Below are 14,987 nucleotides of genomic sequence, written 5' to 3' on the forward strand. Positions count from 1 at the left end.
GCTTCCGACCAGTACCGCTACGGACAATACCTGAACGCCACGCTTTTCTGGAACATCACGTCCGACCTGCAGGCCGGAGCCGAATATCTGCGCGGCTGGCGTACGGATTTCAACGGTGACACACGTCATGCGAACCGGGTGAATCTGGCGGTACAGTATAGTTTCTAAGAAAAACAGAACCGGTTGTTTAGGTTTTTTGTTTTTTCGCCATCATCTGTGAATTGCCTTCACCGCTTACGTTTGCCTTCATCGGAGATCAAGTCGGCCTCGGATGCTTCTATTTAAGCGACAATAGCTATGGTTTCTGTTGTCAAACAGCCTGGTCATAGACCTTTTGCCCTTAGTCGAATACGTTTTCGCCCTTGGTCAAAAGCCTTTTCGACACTGGTCAAAAACCTTTTCGACTAAGGGCGAAAAGGTAAAGAGTGGCAGTAATAGCAGTAAATGTTTGTGTATTTGTTTATTGATTATTATTGTATCCTCCTTGTTTTTCACTTAAACATGCAACGGATGTGAAACCGGAGGCACAGTCAACCATATTTGCCAAAATGTGAAACAGGATCATAGTGAACAATAAAATCCCCACAGTGAAACAGAGAGCACTGTGGGGATTCTTATTTATTGGATCTGATCTTGTTCGCTTAGAACAATTTAGCAGGAACAGTTATTATCATAGTGAACAATAAAATCCCCACAGTGAAACAGAGAGCACTGTGGGGATTCTTATTTATTGGATCTGATCTTGTTCGCTTAGAACAATTTAGCAGGGGATATTCGCCTGCGTCGATCAATGCCTGGATCTTATCTACCACTTCCTGACGGTCTTCCGGATAGGTGACACCGAACCATTTGCTGGCGGTATCCAGTACTTCGACCGTAGCCGTCTTGTCATTGATCAATTTATCAACCATCAGCGGAATGAAGAATTCGCTCTTCAGGTTTTCCATGTTCTTCGGATCGCTCAGGAAAGTCTTGAAGAATTCCTGGCTGTAAGCGAAGTAATCAGGAGTGAAGCCCCAGAAGTTCATGCTTACCGGAGTCGTGTCGGGGGTAGCTGTCCATTCGCCGTTGTCGTCGATGTATTTCACTTCTCCGTCGATACGCTGGATTTTAGTACGTTCGACAACCGAAGTCAACAACTTATTTGCATCTGTACTACAGATACCGCGTGATACCGTACCGCTTTCGCTCAATGTGTTGCCTACGCGGAAACCTACCATCGAATATACGTTCTTGGAACCTTCAGGCAGGGCAGCCAGGAATTTGCCCATTGCCTGGAAAGAGTCGCGTCCGTAGAAGTCATCGCAGTTGATAACGGCAAACGGTTCTTTGATCACGTCAGCTCCCATCATGACGGCATGGTTCGTGCCCCACGGTTTTGTACGTTCTGCCGGGCAGGTGAATCCTTCGGGCAGGTTGTCCAATGCCTGGAATACCAGTTCGCAAGGAATGTGACTTTCATATTTGGAGAGGATTTTGTCGCGAAAATCCTGTTCGAAATCTTTACGGATAACGAAAACGAGTTTGCCGAAACCGGCGCGAATGGCATCGTAGATGGAATAATCCATGATTGTTTCACCATTAGGACCCAGTCCGTCCAATTGTTTCAAGCCTCCATAACGGCTTCCCATTCCGGCAGCCAATAAGAATAATGTAGGTTTCATAATCTTCTAAGTTTATATAGTGTTTTTGTTTTCTTCGGGCAAAAGTAGGAAATAAATATGATTTTTGATTTATGATTTATGATTTATTCGTTTGCTCCTGACTTGATACCATAGACAACACCATGTTCAATCATAAATCATAGCATCATTTCACTTCCAGTACGACGATAGACTTGGCGGGCAGGTCGATTTTGAGCTGTCCCTTTTCGATTTTCGCACCGTCGAAGGTTGCCGGTTTTACGGCATCCGGTTTCTCGAAGGTGTTATGGTCATTGATGGAGGCGGAGGTCAGGATACGTCCTTTCACGCTGCCGATCTTTTGTCCTTGCAGGTCGAGGGTGATGCTTTGCACGTTATCGACATCTACATTGGCCAAAGAGATGTGGATACGTCCGTTCTTGTCTTTGGAGGCGGAAGCGCTTACCATCGGTACTTCTCGGCCTCCGCGCACTTTGGCCTTGTCGCAGATCAAGTCCATCGGCAGGAAAGTGGCGTCCTGGTGCACGTTATACATCTGGAAAACATAATAAGTCGGCGTGAGCAACATCTTCGGGCCGTTCGTCAGGATCATGGATTGGAGCACGTTGACGATCTGGGCGATGTTGGTCATCCGGACGCGGTCGGTATATTTATGGAATACGTTCAAAGTGAGGGCTGCCACGAAAGCATCGCGCATGGTGTTCTGCTGGTACAGGTGGCCGTTGATCGTGCCCGGCTCTTCGTCCCACCAGGTTCCCCACTCGTCTACCATCAGGCCGATCTTCTTCTGCGGGTCGTATTTGTCCATGATCTGGATATGCTTCCTGACGACATCTTCTATTTCGAGACATTTGCCCATTGTCCAGTAATAGTCGTCCTTGTTGAAATCCGTAGCCGATCCTTTGCTTCCGTTCCATCCCGTGACCGTGTAATAGTGCAGGGAGATGCCATCCATGCGGCCGCCGACGTTCTTCATCAGCGTCTCCGTCCAGTTGTAGTCGTAGTCGCTGGCTCCGCTGGCAATCTTGAAAAGGCGGTTGCCGTCGTAGTTGCGGCAATAGGTGGAGTAACGGCGGTAGAGGTCGGCGTAGTATTCGGGGCGCATGCTTCCGCCACATCCCCAACTTTCGTTGCCGACACCGATGAATTTGACTTTCCATGCTTTGTCGCGTCCGTTTTGCCGGCGCAGGCGGGCCATCGGGCTGTCGTCTTCCGAAGTCATGTATTCGACCCACTTGGCCATCTCTTCGACGGTCCCGCTACCGACATTGGCGCTGATATAAGGTTCGCACCCTAACAGTTCGCAGAGGTTTAGGAACTCGTGCGTACCGAAACTGTTGTCTTCGACCGTGCCGCCCCAGTTGTTGTTCACCATTTTCGGACGGTTTTCTTTCGGGCCGATGCCGTCCATCCAGTGGTATTCGTCGGCAAAGCAGCCGCCCGGCCAGCGGAGGTTGGGGATTTTCAGTTCTTTCAAGGCATTCAGCACGTCGTTTCGATAGCCTTGTGTATTGGGTATTTCGGATTCGGGGCCGACCCAAAGCCCGCCATAGATACAGGTCCCGAGGTGTTCGGCGAACTGACCGTAGATATGTTTGCTGATCTGTTGGTTTCCTTGCTCAGGATAGATACGGATGCTCGCGTCTTTCTGGGCGAAGAGGGGCAGTGTGGCGGCTGCCATTAGGCTTACTAATACTGTTTTCATGTTATTTTCGTTTACTATGTTTTGTTTGAATGAAAGCTATGTCATGATATAAAATTATAGGTTATAAGTATTTTCCTGAGGACAAAAGTATATAAAATACACTTATGAACGAAATTATAAAAAGAAAAAGATATTACTATTTGCCTCAATTTGTGTACCTTTGTCGGATAAAATGAATGATTAAACGTTGAACAAAATGAAAAAGTTAATGGTAATACCGCTTGTTGCCGCCGGAATGGCCGCAATGGTGGGGTGCAGCAAAACTCCTGTGAAGGAGGCTGCAAAGAATGACGCTATCAACCTGGCCAACCTGGACACGGCTGTGGCTCCGGGGACCGATTTCTATCAGTATGCTTGTGGTGGCTGGATGAAGAATAATCCGCTGAAACCGGAATATGCCCGTTTCGGTACATTCGACCAGCTCAGGGATAACAATCAGGAACAGATCCGTACTCTTATCGAAGGTCTCAGTGAGACACCCGGGCAGGAGGGGAGCGTCGGGCAGAAGATTGGTATGTTGTTCGCGATGGGGATGGACAGCGTGAAACTGAATGAAGACGGTTATGCCCCGATCAAAGACCAGCTTGCTGAAATCAACAAGTTAGGAACGAAGGACGAACTGACCAAGATGGTTGCTACCTTGCATAAGGAGGGGATGGCTCCTTTCTTCGCCTTGTATGTCGGAGCCGATGAAAAGAACAGTTCCATGAATATCGTACAGTTATACCAGGCTGGACTGGGTATGGGAGATCGCGATTATTACCTGCTGGAAGACGAAAGCAGCCAAAAAATGCGCGAAGCCTATAAGAACTATATTACCCGTTTGTTTACCCTGATCGGAAGTTCTCCCGAACAGGCCGATGCCGCCGTCAATGCGATCATGAAGATAGAAAGGGGCATTGCCGAAGTTTCTTTCAGCCGTGAAGACCTGCGCGATTCCCAAAAGAACTATAATAAGATGTCTATCGAAGATTTCAAGGCTAAGAACGATCTGTTAAACTGGGATGTTTATTTCGAAAGTATGGGGATGATGGATATCAAATATCTGGATGCGAAACAGCTCTCGTTCTATGAAGGTCTGTCTGCCTTGATGAAGAATACGACTTTGGATGAACAGAAATATTACCTGACATTCAACTTGCTTAGTTCTGCCGCTCCTTACCTGAGTGATCCGTTTGTCGTTGCCGATTTTGATTTCTATGGGAAGACGATGTCCGGCCGTCAAGAGCAGCAGCCACGCTGGAAACGTGCCCTGTCTACGGTAAACGGTGCCCTGTCGGAAGCTGTCGGCCAGATGTATGTGGCTAAATATTTCCCGGCTTCTTCCAAAGAAAAGATGCTGAAGATGGTCGGTGACTTGCAGAAAGCGTTGGGTGACCGTATCTCCGGCCTGGAATGGATGAGCGATGCCACTAAGGCGAAGGCGCAGGAGAAATTGGCTGCTTTTATCGTCAAGATCGGCTATCCCGACACTTGGCGTGACTACAGCGGTCTGGAGATCAAGAATGATTCTTATTGGGCGAACGTACGCCGTTCCAATATCTTTGAGGTCAATTATATGTTGGCGGATGTAGACAAACCGGTCGATAAGACTCGTTGGGGAATGAGCCCGCAGACGGTGAATGCCTATTACAACCCGACAACGAACGAGATTTGTTTCCCTGCCGCCATCCTACAACCTCCTTTCTTCAATCCGGAAGCTGACGATGCCGTGAACTATGGTGCTATCGGTGTCGTGATAGGCCACGAAATGACTCACGGATTCGACGACCAGGGACGTAACTATGACAAGGAAGGCAATCTGAGTGACTGGTGGACAGCCGAAGACGCCGCTCTCTTTACGCAACGTGCCGACCGTCTGGCTCAGCAATATAGTGATATCATTGTTGTGGACAGCGTTCATGCCAACGGACGTTTCACTTTGGGCGAGAACATTGCCGATCAGGGGGGGCTGATGGTCGCTCATTTAGCATATCTCAATTCTCTGGAAGGAAAAGAGACACCGGCCCCGATCGACGGTTTTACCAATGAACAGCGTTTCTATCTGGGCTACGCCAATCTTTGGGCACAGAACATCCGTCCCGAAGAAATCCTGCGTCTGACCAAGATCGACCCGCACTCATTAGGCAAGTGGCGTGTCAATGCCGCCCTTCGCAACATTGACGCTTTCTACAGCGCATTCGATATCAAAGAAGGCGAACCGATGTATATGCTGCCGGCCGACCGGGTAGTGATCTGGTAGAGTCCCGACAGTTATATTGTCATTAGAAATATCCTGATGTAATTCATTTTGCATCAGGATATTTTTATTTAATACAAATCAGCTCTGTTTAGCCGGCCTGACAAACGAATGAGAGAAGTAAAAGTAAAATTAATTTATGTATCTTTGCATCTTTCTTTAACACTTTAACAATTTAGGATAATAAGATGAGAAGGCTCTTTGTGCTGGCGGCTTTGCTGGCGATTGTTTGTTGCGGGAAAGCGCAAAATGTGCAGTTACATTATGATTTCGGAGGTGCTCTTTATGACAAGGACTTACATGGCCGTCCGGTGCTGACCTCGACGGTGGAAATGTTTAAAGCGGATAAATGGGGAAGTACCTATTTTTTTGTCGACATGGATTATACCAGCAAAGGTGTTGCAGCCGGCTATTGGGAGATTGCCCGCGAACTGCGTTTCTGGCAACCTCCTTTTTCCATACATGTCGAATATAACGGGGGAGCATCGAACAGTTTCTCCTATAATAACGCCTATCTTGGCGGTGCAACCTATACCTGGAATAATCCGGATTTTACGAAAGGTTTCACGCTTACCGCTATGTATAAATATATCCAGAAACATCGGGAACCCAACAACTTCCAGTTGACAGGCACTTGGTATGTTCATTTTGTCAAGAACGGTCTTTGCACGTTCAGCGGTTTCGCCGACTGGTGGAGGGAACGGACCGATTATGCGGACGGTAGTCACCGGAACTTTATTTTCTTGGCCGAACCGCAGTTCTGGGTGAATCTTAACAAGCTGAAACATGTTGATGATAAGTTCAAGCTGAGTGTCGGCAGTGAGGTAGAGTTGAGCCAGAATTTCGGTGCACGTAAAGGGTTTTATGCCATTCCGACACTGGCGATTAAGTGGTCATTCGATTAATCAGATTGGAAATGCTGAAGAAGTTACTTGGGTTCGACCCACAGACAATGGCATTGCGCACGGAGATCATTGCCGGGATTACGACGTTCTTGACAATGAGTTACATTCTGGCTGTCAATCCCTCTATCCTGGCAACGACAGGGATGGACAAAGGCGCTGTTTTTACTGCAACCGCTTTGGCTTCGGCCCTCGCTACCTTGCTGCTGGCTTTTATGGCAAAGTTGCCTTTTGCCCAGGCTCCCAGTATGGCACTGAACGCCTTTTTCGCTTTTACGTTGGTGCAGGGCATGGGTTATTCCTGGCAGACCGCTATGACAGCGATGTTTGTGGAGGGGGTGATCTTTATCCTGATTACGTTTCTGAACGTCCGGGAGGTGATCTTGAATAGCATACCGATGAACCTGCGCTTCGCTATTTCGGCGGGGATCGGCATGTTCATCGCTTTTGTGGGTTTGAAGAATGCCGGCATCATCGTTCCGAATCCGGCGACTTTCGTGATGTTCGGACCGTTCACTCCGGTTTCGATCCTGGCGATGGTGGGGATTCTGTTGAGCGGTATCCTGGTCTTGAGGAAAGTGAAGGGAGCGTTGTTCTACAGCATTCTGATCTGTACGTTGATCGGTATTCCGTTAGGAGTGACGGAAATTCCGGATGGGTTCCTGCCTGTTTCCATTCCTCATTCGATGACGCCGACGTTCTGCCAGTTTGATTTCAATGAGTTTTTTACGTTGGATATGGCAATCGTCATCTTTACCTTGCTGTTTATGAATATATTCGATACGGTCGGTACACTGGTCGGCCTGGCTTCGAAAACAGGCATTATGGAAGAAGACGGACAGATTCCCCACGTAAAGGAGGCAATGATGTCCGATGCGATCGGTACGACGGTTGGGTCCATGATGGGAAGTTCTACGATTACCACCTATGTGGAGAGTGCTTCCGGCATTGCGGAAGGCGGACGTTCAGGGTTCACTTCGCTGGTGACGGGTGTGTTGTTTTTGCTTGCTTTGTTCTTTGCTCCCTTGTTCCTGCTGATTCCGAGTGCGGCAACGACGGGGGCTTTGGTGCTGGTCGGGGTGTTTATGATGGATTCTATCACAAAAGTCGATATGGACGACATATCCGAAGCGCTTCCGGCTTTTATCACCATGATCATGATGGTACTGACCTATTCCATTGCCGACGGAATGGTTTTAGGATTGTTGTGCTATGTACTGGTCAAGTTAGGATGCGGCAAACATAAGGAGGTAAGCCCTACCATGTATGTGCTGGCAGCCCTGTTCATCTTGAAATTTATTTTTGCATGAATACTCTGTCAGAGTGTGTCGCGAAGTAACCAGAACATGTAAATCACATAGAAGAGAATCAAGACGAATCCTTCCGTCCGGGATATTTTTTGCCCGCTTTTCACCAGCGGCAAGAGCAGGACGGATATGCCCAACATGACCAGTAGGTCGATGTAGTTTACATTTTTGGCCTCGATGGGATGTATAAGCGCGCAAGAGCCGGCTATGGTCAGTATATTGAATAAGTTTGAGCCGACGATATTCCCGATGGCAATATCCGTTTTACGCTTGTAAGCGGCAACAATGGATGTTGCCAGTTCCGGCATACTTGTTCCGGCTGCGACGATCGTAAGCCCGATAACCGCTTCGCTCACACCAAGCTCTTTGGCGATGGAAACGGCATTGTCCACCAATAATCGAGAGGCAAATACCAAGACGACCAGACCCCCGACGATGGCCAGCGTATCGACAGCCCAGTGCTTAGGCTGTTCTTCGAGTTCCTGGCTCGACCCTTCTGTTCCATGTTTGCGGGAGTAGAAGAGGCTGAATATTGTATAAATGATAATACCTGTTAGAAAGAAAAGCCCTTCCGTCCGCCCCAATGTCCCGTTCCAGAAAAGGATGGTGAACAGTACGGTTGCGGCCAGCATGACCGGGATATCGATTCGGAGTAATTGCTTTTTTACCTGAAGCGGGCAAATGGTTGCCGAAACTCCTAATATGACTCCAATATTGAATATGTTCGAACCTACGATGTTTCCGATCGCAATATCGCCTTGTCCGCTGAGCGTGGCGTTCAGGCTTACTACCAGTTCGGGGGCGCTTGTCCCGAATGCAACGATGGTCAGACCGACCACCAAAGGTGAAATTTTGGCTTTGAGAGCTAAAGCGGAACTCCCCTGAACTAACCAACCGGCCCCTATGTAAAGCGCTACCAGCGAGAGAATCAATAACGTCAAACTTGTAATCATAGCCCTTTTTTCCTTATTCGTTTGTTAATCTATTAAAATGTCTTGCTTCCTGTTATCCCGGCAAAGAATATTTGCCGTAACCAAGTAAACAGCAAGTTGTTTTATAGGCAGAAAAACGTACCTCGGAAAACCTCGAGATCACCACGAAGTAAACAACAGGAAGCTAATAGACATTCAGTTAGGGTTGTTAGGAATTATTCTTTAATATTCGTATTCTTCATCCTTCGGACTATTGGCTTCCTGCCGCATATGAATGAACCGTAAAGCAATCATCGCTACACTCAGCACGGCAAGACTACCCATTGTTATCTCTTTTAATAACATATTGGAGAAGTCGCTTGTTCCGATTAATACCAAGATAATGAATGACAACATCATAGTTGCATCCACAAGATCTTTATTTATTTTCATGTCTGTATTTTTTTAGGCTGTGAAACGATCTTTTATTTTTCGGGGCTGGCTGTTTCTTCCGTTGTGGAAGGAGTGCTAAGGCCTTTCATGATGCCATACAAGCCTACACCGAGGGCTCCCATGACGACTACCAGTTTCAGATAATCGTTCGGAACGATGGAACTGCAAGCGAGTACACAACCGATAATAGTAATAACGACATAAATATAGATACTGAATTTATTCTTTTTAGTAGACATAATTATTTGATTTTTTAAGTGAATAATAAAATTGTTCGCATTTCGGAAAATGCAATAAAAGAAACGGTATGGAATTCATATCCCATACGAAATCAGAGATTATTCACTTACGATCAAATAATGATTTTCCGCAGGCCATACACATGGTATCCCATGCGGCAAAGGAGGGTTGAAAAGTTAATGGTCTGACATATTGTTACCTCTTCGGATACTTTCCGGAGAAGATTGATTTCTTTCAAGCGAAAATACTGGATTGCCTTTTCTTCGATCTTCAGTAATCGTATGTTTAAAGTATTGCTGACATTCTGGATGCTTCTGCGAGGTGTCAGGCAATTGCAACCTTTCAAGTCGCTGCTGAGTATTTCCAGGTTATGCTGCATGTCAGCTGTTCCTTTTTCTATCATAACAGCCTCTTTCTGCACTTGTAAATCAAGTGTAGTATCGTTGTTCTGTACGTCTTCGGGTACAAAAAGCAACATTCCGAATAGTAGGGTCAATATGAATAGAAAATTCTTCATGTTGCAAAGATATATGAATTCTTGCGTAAAAAACAAATATGTGCCCTTTTTGTTTTTATTTTTGCATACAAATTATGCTGAAAACAGATATGGAAGATAAAAAATCTCTTGCTGGGGCTTGGGTGGAGGCGGCACGTCCCAGGACCTTGCCGGCCTCTGTCAGTCCGGTTTTATTGGGGTGCGCATTGGCCTATTATGACGGGATGTTCGATATAACACCGGCGGTATTGTGCCTCCTCGTGGCTCTCTTCGCCCAGATAGCCAGTAACTTTGCGAACGATTATTTCGATTTTAAGAAGGGAGCCGACCGGGAGGATCGGTTAGGGCCGGAGCGAGCGGTGGCGCAAGGCTGGATCACTCCGAAAGCCATGCTGGCAGGTACGTTCGCCATGTTGGGACTGGCTTGCTTGTCCGGTTTGCTACTGATCTGTTTTGCGGACTGGCGGCTGATATGGGTGGGACTTGCGATCGCCATATGTGTGCTGGCCTATTCTGCCGGTCCTTTTCCTTTGGCTTATAACGGGCTGGGGGATGTCTGCGTATTGTTGTTTTACGGGGTTATACCGGTTTGTTTCACCTACTATATACAGACGTTGAGTTTCTCCTTGTTGTCTTTCTTGCTATCTGTGGCCTTGGGGCTTTTGTCTGTGAATATCTTAGTTGTCAATAATTACCGGGACTACGTGCAGGATAAGGCTGCCCGCAAACGGACGACAATCGTTTTGTTCGGTCGCCGTTTCGGTCGGGTGTTTTATATTTTGAATGAATGTGTGGCGTTTCTCTTGGTTCTCCCGCTTGTTCTGGATGCTCCTTGGTGGATTCTGTTTTTATTCGGGATCCTGTTCGCCCTTTGCTTTTACACGACACGGGAATTGCTTACACTGGAAGGAAGGGCGTTAAACCGTACATTGGGACATACGGCACGCAATGTATTTCTTTTTGCGGCAGTCCTTTCCCTTTTATTCGTATATGTGGGATCGAGTCTGTAGCCGGACTGCCGTAGATTCTCTCTTGCAAGAGTAAGTACCGTCGGCCCGCACTTATAGTTCTGAGAGTCTGCGATACTTTAATCGCAAGCTCTCAGAACTATAAACGTAAGATGCCGATTGTAAGGACTTATTTCGAAACCTGAAAATGGGCCGCTTTCCTGTATAATTTCCGTAATGTGCCCTGGATCGATTTGGACAGGATAATCATCGTTACAGCAATGATGATAAGCAGGATGCCTACTGCCAGATTGGGGGTGAAAGGCTCGCTGAAAACCAATATCCCGACACATACGGCGGTGATAGGTTCTACGGCGCCCAATACGGCGGTAAGCGTTCCGCCGATATTGTGCACGGCAAGCACGAGGGTGATATTCGAGATAACTGTCGGAACGATCGCCAACAGTATCAGATTGACAAATGACATGCTGTCGGGAATCGGTTGTATGCCCTGGTTAGTTCCCGCCTTGATGGCAAACAGAGCCGTGCTGACAACGAATACATAGAAGGTCAGTTTGCGTCCGCCCATCTTTAGCCTGGAGGTTGATCCCCCGGCTAAGAATTTATTGACGGTCGTGATATAGAGCGCATATCCCAGGGCCGACAGCAGCACGATGAACACACCTAATGCGCTCAGTCTTATTTCTTCCTCACCTATCGAAAGACGTGCCACCCCGCAGATTGCCAATACGATCGCCATCAAGGTAATCCAGGATGTCTTTTCCCGGAAAAACAACAGCATGATAAGTGTTACGAATACCGGATAGGTGAAATGCAGCGTTGTGGCGATCCCCGCCGACATAAAATTGTATCCCCAGAACAGGAACATGGCGGAGGCCGTATAGAAAAAACCTAACAATATTAATACCGGGATATCTCTCTTGTCCGCGTGGAAAGATTCTTTCTTTGCGGCCATAATACTTGCCAGGGCCAATGCCGCGAACAGGAAACGGTAGAACAGGATGGAATCGAATTGCATTCCTTTTGCCATCAGGGGCAAGGTAAACAGCGGGATTAACCCGAAGGTTGCGGATGTCAAGATACCAAAGGCAAATCCTTTTAAATTATTCATCGTACTGCGTATTCTTTTTGATAAAACTGATGCAAAGGTAGTCGAAACGGACATTTGCACCAAAATTTGCGCTCGGTGTCTTTTATATGGTATCGGAATATAAAGGGTAAAGGAGGACGATACTCCGGTATTGTTACGGAATGTTTGCAATTAGTAAAAGATGGAAGGTGTCCCAAAACTGTCCTGTTCTCACACCAAAGATGGGAGTAAGGGCTTTTGGGACACCTTCTATCAATGTGGACTGATCTTTTTCTTACAAAAGCAACCCTGCGGCAACCTCTTCCGCAACCGCATCGTTCTTGATGGCTGCGACCAGGGCGAGGCCAAAATTCATGACTAATCCGGGGCCTTTGCCGGTTATCACATTGTCGGAGACTTCAACGGCTTCACCGGTGACGTTCGCACCGATCAGCTTCGGTTCAAAACCCGGATAGCAGGTCGCCTTGCGGCCCTTTAACAAGCCGAGTCCGCCCAATACCATAGGAGCGGCACAGATTGCAGCTACGATACGGCCTTCGCGGTATTGTCCGAGCAATGCTTCTTTGACGGCCTCCGAATCGTTCAGGTTCGATGCACCCGGCATGCCTCCGGGGAGAATGAGGGCATCGGCATCATTTAACAGGGCATTGTTCAATGTCGTGTCGGCTGTGACCGGAACATTGTGTGCACCGATGACAACCGGATCGGTTGTGATGGAAACAGTTGTAACTTCGATTCCACCGCGACGCAGAATATCGACAGTCCCCAGGGCTTCCATTTCTTCGAAACCGTTCGCTAAGAATACAATTGCTTTCTTCATGATTTATGATTTATGAATTATGATTTATAATTTATGATTTATGAGCAGTTGATAAATCATAAATTATTTAAGTTTATACAGATAGGTAATCGTACCGCTCTGGTTGTTCGCTCCGCTGATGCTGTTGAACTTGGCGCGTTTGGCCGCGTCCAGGGCGCTCTTGCGCATGGAACCGTTGTCGATGTTGGTACCTTTGCCTATTTCTGCAAATATAACATTTCCTTTCGGATCTACCGTAATGTTGATTACGATTCGTCCCTCTTCTTGGATCGTGTAAGCTGGGCGTGGGAGACCTCCCGCTCCGATCGAACGTCCGTTCAGGTTGAACGAACCATATCCGCCAACACCTTCGTTAGCCCCGTGGTCGGAATTTCCGAACGGGCTACCCTGATTGCCGGTTCCGGATCCGGCATCTCCCTGGCTGTTCCCTTCTTGGCTGCCTATTCCGAAAGCACCTGCGACCTTGTTGCTGATGGCCTGTTCTTTCTTGCGGCGTTCTTCGGCAAGGCGTTTCTTCTCGGCTTCCTCCTTGCGGATGCGTTCTTTTTCAGCCTCCTCTTTCCGTTTTTTCTCTTCTTCTTTCTTGCGTTGCTCTTCTTTTTCTTTTTTCTTCTTTGCTTCTTCGATTGCGACGCTTTCTTCGATCTCCTGCGTCACCAGATCTTCCTTAGGAGTTTCTACCTTCGGTTCCGGAACGGGAGGGGGAGGAGTCGTCGTTTCTTGTGGAGGTTCCTGTCCGGTATATTTCGGTTCGAAAGTCCCGGCTGCCGCATTGACATTTCCGAAGTTCACCAATATACCGCCGTCTTCATCGGGAACGACGGTTTTGAGAACCGTGAATCCCAGAATCAGCAGGATGAACAGGTGGAATGCCACCGAACCCACTATGCCATATATGTCATCTTTATTTAACTTCATGAATTATGAATTATAATTTATGATTTATGAATTCTGATTTATCATCGACGCATCAATCATAAATCAGAATTCATAAATCTCAACTATTTTTGTGATCGGGTGGCAAGCACCATCTTGAATTTATTCTGATTTGCGATGTTCAGAATACGTACGATTTCTTTATAAGGGACCGTCTCGTCTGCATACAAGGCTACAAACATTTCCGGCTCTTTTGCATAACTGTCTTGCAGGAATGGGGTGATCTCTTCGAAAGACACCTGTTTTTCCCGCTGGTTACCGAAAGCGACATAGTAATTCAGATTCGCATCGATCGTGACACGCGTCAGTGGCTTGGCAGCAGTCTGCTTTTGTGCCTGTGGGAGCGTCACCTTGATGGCGTTCGGAATCACGACGGTGGAGGTAACCATAAAGAAAATCAACAGCAGGAATATGACGTCCGTCATGGAAGCCATGCTGAAGCTTTCGTTTACTTTTGTTCTTCGTTTTAAAGCCATAACTTTTTGAGTTATGATTTATGATTTGTGATTTATGATTGTATCTGTGTCGGGATAAATCATAAATCATAAATCATAAATCTTTAGTTTGCAGGTTCATTCAATAAGTCCATAAATTCCATCGTGCGGGCTTCCATCTTGTTTACCACGTTGTCTACCTGCGAAACCAGATAGTTGTAGGCAAACAGGGTGATGATACCGACAACCAGGCCACCTACCGTTGTTACCAGCGCTTCGTAGATACCGCCCGACAATAAGGTTACGTCTACATTCGTTCCTGCATTAGCCATATCGAAAAAGGCGCGAACCATACCGGTTACCGTACCTAAGAAACCCAACATGGGAGCGCCGGCGGCTGTCGTGGCGATCAGCGGGAATCCTTTTTCGAGTTTGGCGATCTCCAGGTTACCCACGTTCTCGATGGCAACCAGTACGTCGTTCATCGGGCGTCCCAAGCGGGTGATACCTTTCTCGATCATACGGGCGGAAGGGGTGTTGGTGCTTCGGCACAGGTTCAGGGCCGAATCAACCTTCCCTTCATGGATGTAATCTTTGATGCGGTTCATAAATGTTTCATCCTCCTTACCGGCGCGGCGGATGACCATCAGGCGCTGGATAAATATATAACATGCCATCAGCGACAATAGCAATAAGACAACCATAATCCACCCCCCTTTAAAAGCCAGGTCGATTACATTGATTTCAGCTTCCGTGGGTGCTGTTACCGCCGTGAGGTCCGGCATTTGTTCTGCTGTTTGTGCCCCTACTGCTTGCAGGGAAAGTAAAATGCTCATATTTGAT

Annotated in this window: 15 protein-coding genes; 4 read left to right on the top strand and 11 right to left on the bottom strand. The window is 47.3% G+C overall.

The window, feature by feature from the left end; all coding sequences use genetic code 11:
- Positions 1 to 641: 641 nt before the first annotated feature.
- A complete protein-coding gene (locus BHV83_RS08525) occupies positions 642 to 1,664 on the bottom strand; it encodes a glycosyltransferase family protein (protein WP_502687960.1) in 1,023 nt (340 codons plus the stop codon).
- A 145-nt stretch (positions 1,665 to 1,809) separates the two neighbouring features.
- Positions 1,810 to 3,348, bottom strand: coding sequence for an alpha-N-arabinofuranosidase (locus BHV83_RS08530; RefSeq protein WP_286757375.1), 1,539 nt, complete (start codon positions 3,346 to 3,348; stop codon positions 1,810 to 1,812).
- A gap of 196 nt (positions 3,349 to 3,544) precedes the next feature.
- Between BHV83_RS08530 and BHV83_RS08535 the strand changes: the two genes are divergently transcribed.
- From BHV83_RS08535 to BHV83_RS08545, 3 genes are all read left to right on the top strand, one after another.
- Complete coding sequence (locus BHV83_RS08535) at positions 3,545 to 5,590, top strand: M13 family metallopeptidase (protein ID WP_119215690.1); 2,046 nt, start codon at positions 3,545 to 3,547, stop codon at positions 5,588 to 5,590.
- A gap of 185 nt (positions 5,591 to 5,775) precedes the next feature.
- Entirely contained in the window at positions 5,776 to 6,492 is a 717-nt protein-coding gene (locus tag BHV83_RS08540) for a nucleoside-specific channel-forming Tsx family protein (protein ID WP_046451395.1), read from the top strand.
- Positions 6,493 to 6,503: 11 nt separating this feature from the next.
- Positions 6,504 to 7,799, top strand: a complete 1,296-nt coding sequence (locus tag BHV83_RS08545; RefSeq protein ID WP_119215691.1) for an NCS2 family permease — start codon at positions 6,504 to 6,506, stop codon at positions 7,797 to 7,799.
- An 8-nt stretch (positions 7,800 to 7,807) separates the two neighbouring features.
- Here BHV83_RS08545 and BHV83_RS08550 read toward each other — a convergent pair whose 3' ends face one another.
- The 4 genes from BHV83_RS08550 to BHV83_RS08565 all read right to left on the bottom strand — a co-directional run bounded on the left by BHV83_RS08550 (position 7,808) and on the right by BHV83_RS08565 (position 9,917).
- Positions 7,808 to 8,749, bottom strand: a complete 942-nt coding sequence (locus tag BHV83_RS08550) for a calcium/sodium antiporter (protein WP_119215692.1) — start codon at positions 8,747 to 8,749, stop codon at positions 7,808 to 7,810.
- Between the two features lie 201 nt (positions 8,750 to 8,950).
- A complete protein-coding gene (locus BHV83_RS08555) occupies positions 8,951 to 9,160 on the bottom strand; it encodes a hypothetical protein (RefSeq protein ID WP_005640085.1) in 210 nt (69 codons plus the stop codon).
- A 32-nt stretch (positions 9,161 to 9,192) separates the two neighbouring features.
- A complete protein-coding gene (locus tag BHV83_RS08560; protein WP_005640088.1) occupies positions 9,193 to 9,399 on the bottom strand; it encodes a hypothetical protein in 207 nt (68 codons plus the stop codon).
- A gap of 113 nt (positions 9,400 to 9,512) precedes the next feature.
- Positions 9,513 to 9,917 carry a hypothetical protein gene (locus BHV83_RS08565; protein WP_005640091.1) on the bottom strand — a complete coding sequence of 135 codons (405 nt, stop codon included), beginning with the start codon at positions 9,915 to 9,917 and terminating at the stop codon, positions 9,513 to 9,515.
- A gap of 89 nt (positions 9,918 to 10,006) precedes the next feature.
- Here BHV83_RS08565 and BHV83_RS08570 point away from each other — a divergent pair, with 89 nt between their 5' ends.
- Positions 10,007 to 10,906, top strand: a complete 900-nt coding sequence (locus BHV83_RS08570; RefSeq protein WP_119215709.1) for a 1,4-dihydroxy-2-naphthoate polyprenyltransferase — start codon at positions 10,007 to 10,009, stop codon at positions 10,904 to 10,906.
- Positions 10,907 to 11,033: 127 nt separating this feature from the next.
- On the opposite strand, the gene BHV83_RS08575 is transcribed toward BHV83_RS08570, so the two are convergent.
- From BHV83_RS08575 to BHV83_RS08595, 5 genes are all read right to left on the bottom strand, one after another.
- The gene (locus tag BHV83_RS08575) at positions 11,034 to 11,975 is read right to left on the bottom strand and encodes a DMT family transporter (protein ID WP_122121893.1); all 942 of its coding nucleotides are present in this window, start codon (positions 11,973 to 11,975) and stop codon (positions 11,034 to 11,036) included.
- A gap of 253 nt (positions 11,976 to 12,228) precedes the next feature.
- Positions 12,229 to 12,774 (bottom strand): DJ-1 family glyoxalase III, encoded by a 546-nt coding sequence (locus BHV83_RS08580; protein WP_005642098.1) that lies wholly within the window; start codon positions 12,772 to 12,774, stop codon positions 12,229 to 12,231.
- Between the two features lie 63 nt (positions 12,775 to 12,837).
- Positions 12,838 to 13,692 carry an energy transducer TonB family protein gene (locus BHV83_RS08585; RefSeq protein ID WP_022322843.1) on the bottom strand — a complete coding sequence of 285 codons (855 nt, stop codon included), beginning with the start codon at positions 13,690 to 13,692 and terminating at the stop codon, positions 12,838 to 12,840.
- An 83-nt stretch (positions 13,693 to 13,775) separates the two neighbouring features.
- A complete protein-coding gene (locus BHV83_RS08590) occupies positions 13,776 to 14,186 on the bottom strand; it encodes an ExbD/TolR family protein (RefSeq protein ID WP_005640106.1) in 411 nt (136 codons plus the stop codon).
- Positions 14,187 to 14,269: 83 nt separating this feature from the next.
- Positions 14,270 to 14,980, bottom strand: a complete 711-nt coding sequence (locus BHV83_RS08595) for a MotA/TolQ/ExbB proton channel family protein (protein WP_005640108.1) — start codon at positions 14,978 to 14,980, stop codon at positions 14,270 to 14,272.
- Positions 14,981 to 14,987 lie beyond the last annotated feature (7 nt).

Source organism: Parabacteroides sp. merdae-related_45_40 (genome assembly GCF_001915675.1).

Coding starts and splice junctions, on each gene's coding strand:
- BHV83_RS08525 (WP_502687960.1), bottom strand. CDS start 1,664: ATGAAACCTACATTATTCTTATTGGCTGCCGGAATGGGAAGCCGTTAT.
- BHV83_RS08595 (WP_005640108.1), bottom strand. CDS start 14,980: ATGAGCATTTTACTTTCCCTGCAAGCAGTAGGGGCACAAACAGCAGAA.
- BHV83_RS08550 (WP_119215692.1), bottom strand. CDS start 8,749: ATGATTACAAGTTTGACGTTATTGATTCTCTCGCTGGTAGCGCTTTAC.
- BHV83_RS08545 (WP_119215691.1), top strand. CDS start 6,504: ATGCTGAAGAAGTTACTTGGGTTCGACCCACAGACAATGGCATTGCGC.
- BHV83_RS08535 (WP_119215690.1), top strand. CDS start 3,545: ATGAAAAAGTTAATGGTAATACCGCTTGTTGCCGCCGGAATGGCCGCA.
- BHV83_RS08580 (WP_005642098.1), bottom strand. CDS start 12,774: ATGAAGAAAGCAATTGTATTCTTAGCGAACGGTTTCGAAGAAATGGAA.
- BHV83_RS08565 (WP_005640091.1), bottom strand. CDS start 9,917: ATGAAGAATTTTCTATTCATATTGACCCTACTATTCGGAATGTTGCTT.
- BHV83_RS08585 (WP_022322843.1), bottom strand. CDS start 13,692: ATGAAGTTAAATAAAGATGACATATATGGCATAGTGGGTTCGGTGGCA.
- BHV83_RS08530 (WP_286757375.1), bottom strand. CDS start 3,348: ATGAAAACAGTATTAGTAAGCCTAATGGCAGCCGCCACACTGCCCCTC.
- BHV83_RS08575 (WP_122121893.1), bottom strand. CDS start 11,975: ATGAATAATTTAAAAGGATTTGCCTTTGGTATCTTGACATCCGCAACC.
- BHV83_RS08560 (WP_005640088.1), bottom strand. CDS start 9,399: ATGTCTACTAAAAAGAATAAATTCAGTATCTATATTTATGTCGTTATT.
- BHV83_RS08555 (WP_005640085.1), bottom strand. CDS start 9,160: ATGAAAATAAATAAAGATCTTGTGGATGCAACTATGATGTTGTCATTC.
- BHV83_RS08540 (WP_046451395.1), top strand. CDS start 5,776: ATGAGAAGGCTCTTTGTGCTGGCGGCTTTGCTGGCGATTGTTTGTTGC.
- BHV83_RS08590 (WP_005640106.1), bottom strand. CDS start 14,186: ATGGCTTTAAAACGAAGAACAAAAGTAAACGAAAGCTTCAGCATGGCT.
- BHV83_RS08570 (WP_119215709.1), top strand. CDS start 10,007: ATGGAAGATAAAAAATCTCTTGCTGGGGCTTGGGTGGAGGCGGCACGT.